8 protein-coding genes, 1 tRNA gene and 1 pseudogene are annotated in these 11,537 nt (G+C 70.2%); 4 read left to right on the top strand and 6 right to left on the bottom strand.

Annotation, left to right across the window (positions count from 1 at the left end; all coding sequences use genetic code 11):
- The first annotated feature begins 103 nt into the window (after positions 1–103).
- A complete protein-coding gene (locus ACIWQI_RS02855) occupies positions 104–511 on the top strand; it encodes a (deoxy)nucleoside triphosphate pyrophosphohydrolase (RefSeq protein WP_396655574.1) in 408 nt (135 codons plus the stop codon).
- Here ACIWQI_RS02855 and ACIWQI_RS02860 read toward each other — a convergent pair.
- The 4 genes and pseudogenes from ACIWQI_RS02860 to ACIWQI_RS02875 form a co-directional block, all read right to left on the bottom strand.
- Positions 508–1,602 (bottom strand): hypothetical protein, encoded by a 1,095-nt coding sequence (locus ACIWQI_RS02860; RefSeq protein WP_396655575.1) that lies wholly within the window; start codon positions 1,600–1,602, stop codon positions 508–510. The genes ACIWQI_RS02855 and ACIWQI_RS02860 overlap by 4 nt on opposite strands.
- Positions 1,603–1,749: 147 nt before the next feature.
- Positions 1,750–1,821 (bottom strand) — tRNA-Arg (locus ACIWQI_RS02865).
- Between the two features lie 400 nt (positions 1,822–2,221).
- Positions 2,222–2,524, bottom strand: a pseudogene (locus ACIWQI_RS02870) (TMEM175 family protein); the annotation flags it as partial.
- Between the two features lie 94 nt (positions 2,525–2,618).
- Positions 2,619–3,071, bottom strand: coding sequence for a MarR family winged helix-turn-helix transcriptional regulator (locus ACIWQI_RS02875; protein WP_396655576.1), 453 nt, complete (start codon positions 3,069–3,071; stop codon positions 2,619–2,621).
- A gap of 167 nt (positions 3,072–3,238) precedes the next feature.
- On the opposite strand from ACIWQI_RS02875, the gene ACIWQI_RS02880 reads away from it, so the two are divergent.
- From ACIWQI_RS02880 to ACIWQI_RS02890, 3 genes are all read left to right on the top strand, one after another.
- Positions 3,239–3,625 carry a hypothetical protein gene (locus ACIWQI_RS02880; RefSeq protein WP_396655577.1) on the top strand — a complete coding sequence of 129 codons (387 nt, stop codon included), beginning with the start codon at positions 3,239–3,241 and terminating at the stop codon, positions 3,623–3,625.
- Between the two features lie 112 nt (positions 3,626–3,737).
- Positions 3,738–4,019, top strand: a complete 282-nt coding sequence (locus ACIWQI_RS02885) for a Fe-S cluster assembly protein HesB (protein WP_396655578.1) — start codon at positions 3,738–3,740, stop codon at positions 4,017–4,019.
- A 114-nt stretch (positions 4,020–4,133) separates the two neighbouring features.
- Positions 4,134–5,942 (top strand): SLC13 family permease, encoded by a 1,809-nt coding sequence (locus ACIWQI_RS02890; protein WP_396655579.1) that lies wholly within the window; start codon positions 4,134–4,136, stop codon positions 5,940–5,942.
- 3 nt (positions 5,943–5,945) lie between these two features.
- Here ACIWQI_RS02890 and ACIWQI_RS02895 read toward each other — a convergent pair whose 3' ends face one another.
- Both ACIWQI_RS02895 and ACIWQI_RS02900 read right to left on the bottom strand, forming a co-directional pair.
- The gene (locus ACIWQI_RS02895; protein ID WP_396655580.1) at positions 5,946–9,638 is read right to left on the bottom strand and encodes an error-prone DNA polymerase; all 3,693 of its coding nucleotides are present in this window, start codon (positions 9,636–9,638) and stop codon (positions 5,946–5,948) included.
- Between the two features lie 127 nt (positions 9,639–9,765).
- Positions 9,766–11,439: a DNA polymerase Y family protein gene (locus ACIWQI_RS02900; protein ID WP_396655582.1), complete on the bottom strand. Its 1,674-nt coding sequence runs from the start codon at positions 11,437–11,439 to the stop codon at positions 9,766–9,768.
- Between the last annotated feature and the right edge of the window lie 98 nt (positions 11,440–11,537).

Consider the following 11,537-nt stretch of genomic DNA (forward strand, 5'->3'; position numbering starts at 1 on the left):
CAAACCGCACGGCAGTGACGTGCCTTCGTTCGCCCTCACTATGCTGACCCAGACAGGGCTAGAGGGCTCGCGCTGACCCTTTCTGACCGAAGACAGAGGATTGATGGCAACACAGAAGCAACTCACTGTGGTCGGTGCTGTGATCGTGCGCGAAGGAATGGTGCTGTGCGCGAAGCGAGGACCGGCTGGCCCCCTCGCATCACGGTGGGAGTTTCCCGGAGGCAAGGTAGAGCGGGGGGAAGCGGCACGCGACGCGCTGGCGCGCGAGATATCAGAAGAGCTCAAGTGCGCGGTTGATGTGGGCAGTGAGCTAACGACGACGACCTACCACTACGACTTCGCCGCTGTGACCCTAACGACGTTCTGGTGCGAGCTGACTTCTGGTGTCCCCCAACTGACCGAGCACGCCGAGGTGCGTTGGCTAAGGCCTTCAGAACTTGAGTCGCTCGACTGGGCGCCAGCAGACATTCCGGCGGTGCGCTTGATCGTCGCCAGCGGCGTTGCTGCCTAGTGAGGACGGAGCAGTTCGAACGAGTCACCGTCGCGCGAAGCGAGTGTGATTCCGAGATCAGCGGACAACTCCGCAAGATCCGCTTCTGCGCGACCCGGCAGGAGGATCATCGGCGTCACGTGCGTGTCGAGCCCACGCGCGTTGTGCGTGTAGTCCAGAACCTGCCCAATCGCCATACGAACGTACTCGCGACCAGTGGACTTCTTCGCCTCGACGACCCAGCCTTCGGCCTCGACGAACATATCGGGCTCGATGATCGCGCCCCCGACCGGCAGCCGCAGCCGGCTCGGCGGGGTGCCTCGGTCAATGAGCCATTGTCCGAAATCCGCCTGGAGTTGGAACTCGACTCGAGACACGACCCGATCCCCAGGGGGAAGCTGGGTCGCGTCAGCGATCACATTGACATCGGATGCGTCGGGCGGACTCCACTGGGCAAGCTGAGGCTTGAGCACCCGCAGCTGACCTGGGTTCGGCGCCAACAGCCAGGGCCGGGCATCGACGGGAACAAGGTTGAAGAGGATCGCGCGTCGCAATTGACCGTCCTCACCGGGCAGCTCATGAAACGAGCAAACCGGATCGCCGGTCGTGAAGGCACCGACGTAAGTCGCGTAGGGAGGAGCTGCGGTGAAGACGCGGATAATCCGTCCTTCATCGGCGGCATTCAGCAAGGCCTTGTTGCCCCGCGTGAACTCCTGGTCTCCTGACGTGCCCTCGCCCGTATAGGCGAATGAACCGTCTGGCTGTAGCCCTTCGAGTAGGTCGTACCCGTACCGCGAGCCGCGCGAGGGGTTGGTGAACACGAAGATGTCGGAGGTGCGACTGGATGTTGAGATTCCGTTCTGTTGCCCACCGCCATATTGCCGATGGAGCAAACGACGACGAACTGTGTCGCCAATCTCCAGCGACCACTCTGCCTCCGAGCCCTGGACATTTCGGAGCCTTTGCCGGACCTCATCAGCCTGAAACGCTTCGAGTGCCCAACGAGTTGTGTCCTGCGGCAGGGTTCCGTAGATGTCGCGAAGAATGTCTCGAACCCGCCTCTGGCTCACGCCTGCTTCCAGCGCGAGCATCGCTGGCGTGACAGGGTCCATGGCGTGAGCGTATCGGTTCGGGGACCCACTCGTGCCACGAGGGCCCATCCGACAATCGGCTGATCAAGCCGATTGTCGGATGGGCGCGGTGGTAGTCGTCGAACGGCTGCCGGAAGGGAAACCCTGGTCAGAGGCAAAAAGAGACTGTGCCCCTGGAGGGACTCGAACCCCCAACCGTTTGCTTAGGACGCAACTGCTCTTCCATTGAGCTACAGAGGCTGGCGGCATCCAGTCTATCTGCGCGCCATCCGGCCACGACGCGAGCGAACGGGCTCACGACGAGGTGCCAGACGTTCGACGGGAGTGCCTGGGCGGCACCAGCAGGCCGATGGCGATCAGGAGGTAGCCGAAGACCGCGATCGTCGGGAAGAACAGGCCCACCACGATGACGACGAGGTAGAAGGCGACGCCCGGGCGTCAGTCGCCTCGTCAGCAGGCGGATCTCGGCCGACCCTCGGTCGCTGCGGATCAAGCCGTCCTTCAACGCATATCGCCAGAGCGCCGACAGGACCAGGGCGATGATCCACAGGACGGCTCCGTAGACGGTGACCGCGACGCGCTCGTTGTCGGTCGACGTCAGGTTCTCCGCCAGCAGACGCGTCGGGAAGGGCAGAAGGGCGACGAACAGCAGCAGCACCAGATTCAGCCGCAGGAACCCCGGTGAGACCGCCGCGAGGTACTCCGCCATGGTGACGTGGCCGATCCAGATCGCGCCGATCGTGGCGAAGCTGACCAAGTACGCCAGGTACGACGGCCACCTCTCCAGGATCGCCGGAAGCAGCTGGGCATCGCCCACGAGCGGCACGGCGAGTTCGAGTACGAGCAGCGTGATGGCGATGGCGAACACACCATCGCTGAAAGCCTCCATCCGCCCGGCCTTCAGACGCAGACGCTGCGCCCTTGCCGAGTCATCCCGGCCCATGCCCCGATGCTAGCCACCGGCCGGCGCAGCCGGTACCCGTCGGCGTCCACGCACAGCAGGTTGCGCCGGCTCGCAGAGAGGGTGGGCGGGGCCCCTATCCGGAGGTCTGCGGGCTCGCGGACGCGACCGCTGCCAGCACCTTGTGCAGGAACGACCCCACGGTGCGCGCCTCCAAGTCCGTCAGTTCCGCGGCGAGGGAGCGCAGGCGCGTGGTGAGCGGGTCGAGCTTGTCTGGATCCATGTTCCGGTCGAACGGACGCACCAGCTTCTTCCGGCGATCGCGGGCATGCGGCTCGATGTCGATCAGACCGCGGCTGACGAGGCGATCGAGGAGCGCGGTCCCGGCAGCGGGACTCAGATGCAGAGCACGGGCGATCATCGTCGGCGTGACCTCCTGCGTGTCGACCCGCTCGAGCAGGTATCGCATCGCCGAGCGCTCCGTGTCGGTCAACCCCGACTCCAGCTGGCGCTTGCGAGCGAGCTTCGCCTCGGCGAGCCTCAGCTGCTCGAGTATCTCGGCGACATCCGGGACCTCACTGCCGGTCACCTCGGATGATCCTCGGGAGTGTCCCATCCCTGCCTCCTGTCGACCAGTCGTCCACGCACAGTCTGCCCGACCTGACTCGATTATTCAACATCGAATATTTCAGTGGCGAATTGTTCGATGATGAAGTAAAGTGGGGAGTCAGTACTACAGATCGGATTCGCAAGACAATGGCCTATCTCTATTACGGGGCCGACAATGCCCCGATCGAAATCCCCGAGGCCCTCCTCGCTCACATCAAAGTGGTCGTCACGGCGAAGCTTCGCCGCCGGGAGAGCTTCCTGATGTCGTGGCGCCACGAAGACGGCACGGGCCGCTCGTCGATCTGGCTGCAGCCCGCCATCCCGCTGCGCTTCGTGTTCGAGAACCCGGAGCCCGCCGAGCTCGACCGCGAGCTGCTCACGAGCCTCGCGGAGTCGGCGCACTCGAACGGCGGACTCACCTTCACGCTTCCGTCGCCCTCCACTGTCGACGCCGCTCCCTCAGCTGCCGATGCCGCGAGCGATGCTCCCGAAGAGCGGGCACTCGAGTTCGCCATGGCGGGACCCGCACGCTGACCAGCCTCGGCGTCAGCGCGAACATGGGAATCCCCTCCGAGTGATGGCCGCGCGGTTGCGTCGGCCTCGGATTCTCGGAATCGTGGCCGGTCGGTCACGAAAGGAGAGCATCATGCTCACGATGACGGAGAACGCGGCCACCGCCGTGAAGGGAATTCTCGCGCAGAACCCCGGGAACGACGATGCGGGTCTGCGGATCTTCGGTGCGGACGACCCCGGTGCCGGGTTCGCCCTCACCGTCGCCACCGCCGAGGAGACGGACGAGGTCGTCGAGACCTCGGGTGCCCGTGTGTTCCTCGACCCGGCGGCATCCGCCGCCCTCACCGACCGCGTCCTCGACGCCAAGGTCGACGACCAGGGCGGTGTGCGGTTCGAACTGGCCGAGCAGGCCTGACAGCTCCCCCGCGAGGGGTCTGCAAGGGTCCCGGTGCTTCTGGCACCGGGACCCTTTTTCGCGCCCGCACGCGTCGCTACGCTCGGGAGCACGTCGATCGACGGAGGTGCGCGGGTGAGCTGGGAGCTCGGCGTCGTCATCGTGCTGCTCGTCGCGGCGATCGCGATGTTCGCGGTGGGCAGGCCGCGGATGGACGTGGTCGCGGTGCTCATGATCGTCCTGCTGCCGCTCACCGGCATCCTGACCGTCCCCGAGACGCTGGCCGGCTTCGCCGATCCCAACGTCGTCCTGATCGCCGCGCTGTTCGTCGTCGGCGCCGGCCTCGCCCGCACCGGCGTCACCTACCGGCTCGGTGATTGGCTCTCGCGCCGGGCGGGCACCAGCGCCGCGCGTCTGATCGCGCTGCTGATGCTGTCGGTCGCGCTGCTGGGGGCGGTGATGAGCTCGACGGGCGTGGTGGCCATCTTCATCCCGGTCGCCCTCAGCATCGCCGCACGCACCGGGATCTCACCGCGGCAGCTGCTCATGCCGCTGAGCTTCGCCGGACTCATCAGCGGCATGATGACCCTCATCGCGACCACGCCGAACCTCATCGTCGACGGCGAACTGGCCCGCAGCGGCTACGGCGGCTTCGGGTTCTTCAGCTTCACGCCGTTCGGCCTCGTGATCCTCGCCCTCGGCATCGGCTACCTGCTGTTCGCGCGCCGCTGGCTGGGCGACGACGACCCCACCGCGGCGCGAGCACGGAACACCTTCCAGAGCCTGCTCGCCGACTACGGCGTCGACGGACGGGCGCACCGCTATCGCGTGGAGGCGCGGTCACCGCTCATCGACGCCGCCTTGGCCGGTCTCGACCTGGGCGACGGGCACTCCCGGGTGCTGGCGCTGGAGCGCCGGCGTCTGCTCGGGCGCACGGTGCGGGTGACCTCCGACGACGCGACGGTCAAGCGTGGCGACGTCCTGTTCGCGGTGGGAACGCTGCCGGAGGGCGAGGCGGAGCGGCTCCGGCTCGAGCCGCTCGGGACGACAGACGAGTTCTTCGACGCCAACGCGCGCCAGATCGGCATCGCCGAGATCCTGATCGGGCCGGGGTCCGCGGCGATCGGCAAGAGCCTGAGCGAACTGCGGTTCCACGCGGCGACCGGCCTCGTCGTGCTCGGCGTGCGGCACGCGGGTCACATGGTCGGCGACCGGTACGGCCAGGAGCGCCTCGCGATCGGCGACACGCTGCTGGCATCGGGGGCGTGGGACGCCTTCGAGAAGATCGGCGCGTCGGAGTCGGGCTACATCGTGCTCGACCTGCCCGCCGAGGTCGACGAGGTCGCTCCCGCCGCGAACCAGGCGCCCTTCGCCATCGCCAGCGTGCTGATCATGGTCGTGCTCATGGTGACCGGGATCGTGCCGAACGTGATCGCCGCGCTGATCGCCTGCCTGCTCATGGGCGTCTTCCGGTGCATCGACATGGCCGGCGCGTACCGGTCGATCCACTGGCCGACGCTGCTGCTGATCGTGGGCATGCTGCCGTTCGCGCAGGCGCTCGAGGTCACCGGCGGCGTCGACCTCATCGTCGACGCGCTGCTGGGCGCCATCGGCGGCCTCGGACCCCACGTGCTGCTGGGCGGGATCTTCGTCCTCACCGCGGTGATCGGGCTGTTCGTCTCCAACACGGCGACGGCGGTGCTGATGGCGCCGATCGCGATCTCGGTGGCGGTGGAGGCGGGCCTGTCGCCGTATCCGTTCGCGATGATGGTGGCGCTGGCGGCATCCTCTGCCTTCATGACCCCCGTCTCGTCACCGGTCAACACGCTCGTGGTCGAGCCGGGCCGCTACCGGTTCGGCGACTTCGTGCGGGTGGGGGCGCCGTTCGCGGTCGTGGTGCTGCTGGTCAGCGTCGTGCTCGTTCCGCTGCTGCTGCCGTTCTGAGTCTCACTGGAAGTCGCGCGAGCGGTGCCGCACCCCGATGCGCAGATCTTCGAAGCCGTCGGCGAGCACGTTGGTCACACCCTCGGGCGAGCGCTCCAGCATGCCCCGCACGATGAGCGCGGGCGCGTCGCGCACGAGCCGCCGGTGCCGGTTCCACAGGCCGATCGAGCAGATCACGTTGACGAGGCCGTGCTCGTCTTCGAGGTTGAGGAAGGTGACCCCGGATGCCGTGGCCGGCCGCTGCCGGTGGGTGACCAGTCCCGCGACCTCGATGCGGCGCCCGGTCTCGTGGCTGCGCAGCTCACGCGAGGTCAGCACGCCGCGGGCGTCGAGGCCTGAGCGGTAGTGGGTCATCGGGTGATCGTCGGTGGAGACGCCCGTCGCCCACAGATCGGCGGCGAGCCGCTCGTAGCTGCTCGGATCGGTGAACAGGGGCGGCTGCACTGCGATCATCGAATCGGGCAGGTACACGCTGCGGTCCTGCGCGGCCGACCCCGCGAGCCAGATCGCCTCGCGCCGGGTCAGCCCGAAGCACTCGAAGGCCCCCGCGGTGGCGAGGGATTCGAGCTGGGTCTGGGTGACATCGGTGCGCCGCACCAGATCGCGCATGTCGCGGAACGGGCCGTCGGCCTCGCGCGCCTCGACGATGCGCTGCGCGGCCGCCTCGCCGACGCCCTTGACCGCGGCGAGGCCGAGCCGCACGGCGAAGGCGCCGTCGCGGCGGTGCGCGGCGGACTCGTCCGGCGCGTCGGGGTCGAAGTCTCCGACCGGAGGCTGGTGCGGATCGAGGCAGGCATCCATGCCGGTCGGCCCCTCGACAGGCTCGGGGGCCGGATAGCCCACCTCGGGGGCCGGATGGTTCACCTCGGGGAGCGGATAGCCCACCTCGGGGACGGGATGATCCGCCTCGGGGGCCGGATGGTCGACACCGATGCCGCGAGGACGGAGCGGGATGCCGCCGGCCGAGGCTGGCACGGGTCTGGCGGGCGACGGCCGCAGGTCGTCGCGGGACGCCTCGGCCGGCGGCATCCCGCGCAGTCCGTCCAGCAGATCCTCACCCCGCGGCATCCCACGCAGTCCTTCCAGCAGCGCCTCGGCGCCGGAGAGCTGGATGTCGGGCCGACGCACCTCCACGCCGTGCCGGCGGGCATCGGACACGAGCGTCGACGGCGAGTAGAACCCCATCGGCTGCGCGCGCAGCAGCCCCGCGAGGAACGCCGCCGGGTAGTGCAGCTTCAGCCACGACGACGCATACACGAGCAGCGCGAACGACAGCGAGTGGCTCTCGGCGAAGCCGAAGTTCGCGAACGCCTGGATCTTCTCGTAGATCGCGTCGGCGGCATCGCCGACCAGCCCGTTGCGCGCCATGCCGGCGTACAGCTTCTCGCGCAGCGACTCGATGCGCTCGACCCCGCGCTTGGACCCCATCGCGCGGCGCAGGAGGTCGGCATCCTCTCCGGTCAGGTCGCCCACCGCCATGCCCATCTGCATGAGCTGCTCCTGGAAGACGGGGATGCCGAGGGTCCGCTCGAGCACGGGCTCGAGCTTCGGGTGCGGATAGGTCACCTTCTCCTGGCCGAGCTTGCGCCGCACGAACGGGTGCACCGCCCCGCCCTGGATCGGCCCCGGCCGGATGAGCGCGATCTCGATCACGAGATCGTAGAACCGCCGCGGCTGCAGACGCGGCAGCAGGCCCATCTGCGCCCGCGACTCGACCTGGAACACCCCGATCGAATCCGCCCGGCACAGCATGTCGTAGACCGCCCGCTCCTCTTTCGGGATCGTCGCGAGCTCCCACCGCTCCCCCGTCGCCGCGGCGATCAGGTCGAAGCAGTACTGCAGCGCCGCCAGCATCCCCAGCCCCAGCAGGTCGAACTTCACCAGGCCCATCCAGGCCGCGTCGTCCTTGTCCCACTGGATCACCGTGCGGTTCTCCATGCGCGCGTGCTCGATGGGCACCACCTCGCCGACCGGCCGATCGGTCAGCACCATCCCGCCGGAGTGGATGCCGAGATGCCGCGGCGCCTTCAGCAGCTCGGTCGCGTAGTCGAGCACCCGGGGCGGGATGTCATGGTCCGGCGCCGACGACAGCGAAGCGCCCCACCGCTCGACCTGCTTCGACCAGGCGTCCTGCTGGCCGGGCGAGTGCCCCAGCGCCTTCGCCATGTCGCGCACGGCGTTCTTGGGCCGGTACTGGATGACGTTCGCCACCTGCGCCGCCCGCTCCCGGCCGTACTTCCCGTACACCCACTGGATGATCTCCTCGCGGCGGTCGGAGTCGAAGTCCACGTCGATGTCGGGCTCTTCGTCGCGCAGGCTGGACAGGAAGCGCTCGAAGGGCAGGTCGTAGGCGATCGCGTCGACCGCGGTGATGTTCAGCAGGTAGCAGACGGCGCTGTTGGCAGCCGAGCCGCGCCCCTGGCAGAGGATGCCGCGACGGCGCGCCTCGGCGACGATGTCGTGCACGATGAGGAAGTAGCCGGGGAAGTCCTTCTGCTCGATGACGGCCAGCTCGCGCTCGACGCGGACGCGATGGCTCTGCGGGGCGCCGGGATACCGCACGTCGAACGCCTGCCACACGAGGTGGCGCAGATACGACATGGGCGTGTGCCCGTCGGGCACCTCCTGCTTGGGCAGCGCCGGCTTCGCGCTGCGCAGCGGGAACGCCAACTCGTCGGCGAGTGCCACCGTGCGTGCGACGGCGCCGGGGTACCGGGCGAAGCGCGCGGTCATCTCGGCGCCCGAGCGCAGGAACGCCCCGCCGTGGGCGGGCAGCCAGCCGTCCAGCTCGTCGAGGCTGCGGTTGGCGCGCACGGCGGCGATGGCGGCGGCGAGGTGCTCGCGCTCGGGCGTGGCGTAGTGCACGTTGTTGGTCGCGAGCACGGGCAGCCGCCGGGGGGCGGCGAGGGAGGCGAGGATGTCGTTGGCCGCCGTGTCGAGCGGATCGCCGTGGTCGGTGAGCTCGACGTGCACGCTGTCGCGGCCGAAGAGCTCGACGAGCCGGTCGAGCTCGACGCCGGCGGCATCCTCCGCATCGGCGGCGAGGCCACCGCCGGGGTCGTACAGCGCGCGACGCACAGCTCCCTTGCGGCATCCCGTCAGCACCGCCCAGTGACCCCCGGCCCGGGCGGCCAGGTCGTCGAGGTCGTAGAGCGGGCGCCCCTTCTCTCCCCCGGCCAGCTGGGCGTGCGTGATCGCGGCGGCGAGCCGGTGGTAGCCCTCCTCCCCCCGTGCGAGCACGAGCAGGTGCTCGCCGGCGGGATCGGGGGCTCCCCCGCGGGCCGGGCTCGGGGATCGGGGCGGGCTCGGGGAGCGGTCGCCCAGGGACAGCTCGGCACCGAACACCGTCTTCACCTGCAGCTTCTCGGCCGCCTCGGCGAAGCGCACGATGCCGTAGAACCCGTCGTGGTCGGTGATGGCCAGCGCGTGCAGGCCGAGCCGCTCCGCCTCCTCGGCGAGATCTTCGGGCGAGGACGCCCCGTCGAGGAACGAATACGACGAGTGCGCGTGCAGCTCGGCGTACGGCACCGCGTCGGCGGGCCGCTCGATCGGCGGCGCCACGTACGGGGCGCGCTTGTGCGACCACGCCGGGCTGTCACCGCCGTCGGCGCCGCCCGGCCGGTCGGAGGGCCGCCGCCGGTCGCTGAGCGCGCGCTCGAGCTCGGACCACGGGACGGGAGGGTTGTGCCAGCCCATGGGTCACTCTTCCGTCTCACAGACATCGCAGATTCGCGCGAAGTCCGCAGATATGGGCCGGAACGGTGCGGAGTTGGCGCGAATCTGCGAACTCTGAGAGCCCCGCGAGGCCACAGCGGCCGGAAGCTCAGTCATACCGGCCCTCCAGCGTCCACTCCCCCTGCTCGTGCACCACGAGCCAGGCGTTCTGGTCGGCGTCGACGAGCTGGAAGCGATGCGCGCGGCGGGCGCGCGCGGCATCCCATCCCCGCTCCGACACCGGCCACGGCCCCGCCCACGCCTCGATCGCGCACCCCTTCCCCGGCTCCCGAGCCTGCCCCGGTTCCCGAGCCTGCCGAGGGACCCGACCCTGCCGAGGTTCCCGAGCCTGCCGAGGGGCCCGAGCCTGTCGAGGGACGAGCACGGCGGGCGCGGCACTGAGCCTGCCGCGGTCGTCGATCGTGACCGGGGAGCCGGCGGCATCCCTCACCTCCGCCGGACGCGGCGGCTCGAACACCGTCCCCGGCAGAGGAGCTGTGAGGCTGCCCGGCCAGGGGCGCCCGCGTTCGGCGGCCACCACGACCCGATCGCCCCAGGGCACGAGCACCTGCCGCTCGGCGAGCCACCGGCCGCCGCCCACCGCCGGGGTGAGCACGCCGCCGTGCCCCAGCATCGCCTGCACGCGGGAGAGGGTGTGATGCACCCGCTCGTCGGCGCCGGCGCCGAAGAGCGCGGGCTGGTGATGGGATGCCGCGTCCACCGCCTCGGGAAGGATCCGCACCCGGACGATGCCGCCGATCGCATCGGCGTCGCCCTCGGCCGGCTCGGGGAGGGCAGGGCCGGGGCGCGCGGAGCTGAGGGCCTGCACCTGCCAGCGCACCCGGTCGACGACCCCGGCCGCGTCGAACGATCCCGGATGCAGCCACACCCGCGCCGAGCCGGGACCGCGCTCGAGCTCCAGCTCGATGCGCAGCTCTGTGCACACGAGCCCTGCGGCGCCGAGGCCGGCGATGAACTCGTCTGCGGCGATGCGCACCCCGAAGCCCACCTGCTCGACGATCTCGAGCGGCGGCTCGAACGCGACCTCGCGGGCCAGCTCGGGCGGCGGTGTGCGCGGCTGCACAGGCCGCGAGTCCCCCCCGCCCGCCAGGGCGTGCAGCCGCGCACCTTGCGGTCCGAAGCGGTCGAGCACGCGGCCCGGATCCAGCGCCGCGAACGCCCCGAGGGTGTGCACGCCGAGCCGTGCGAGCAGCTCGGCGAGCTCGGGAGCGCCCAGGGCCGTGACCGGCAGCGGCGCGAGGAACGCCGCCGCCGCCCCCGGCGGGATCGAGCGCACATCCCCCGCGGGAGCGGTGCGCGCCGCCTGCTCGGCCGTGAAGGGACCGTCGGCGACGCCGGCGCGCGCATCGGCCAGACCGAGGTCGGCGAGCGCCGCCAGCAGCACGTGGGCGGCGGGCTCCTCTCCGCCGTAGTAGCGGGCCGGTCCGCGCGCCCGCAGCGCACACAACCCCGGACGGATCGGCTGGACTCCGGGCGCCGCCTCTTCGATGCGGGTCACGACCGGCTCGAACAGACGCTGGTCGCGCCCGGGGTCGGATGCCGCGATCCGCAGCTGCGGACAGCGCGCCTGGGCGTCGCGGCGCCGCTGCCCGCGCCGCACGCCGGCCGCGCGCGCGGCCGCGGAGCATGCGGTCACCGTGTTCGCCTCGACGACGGCGACCGGCTCTGCCTCACCGACGCCCGCCGCCGGATCGCGGGTCAGCGCGACGACGGGCCAGTCCGGGATCCACAGCACGAGGCTGCGCACGGGCGCGGCCTCCATCAGCCGGCTCTCTTCCCCTCGATGCGCTCGGGCACCGCGTCCGGCGCGGGCACCGCGTCCGGCTCAGGCGCCGCGTCCGGTGCGGGCACCGCGTACAG

Origin of the sequence: Microbacterium sp. (assembly GCF_044508325.1) — a bacterium.
GTDB lineage: Bacteria > Actinomycetota > Actinomycetes > Actinomycetales > Microbacteriaceae > Microbacterium.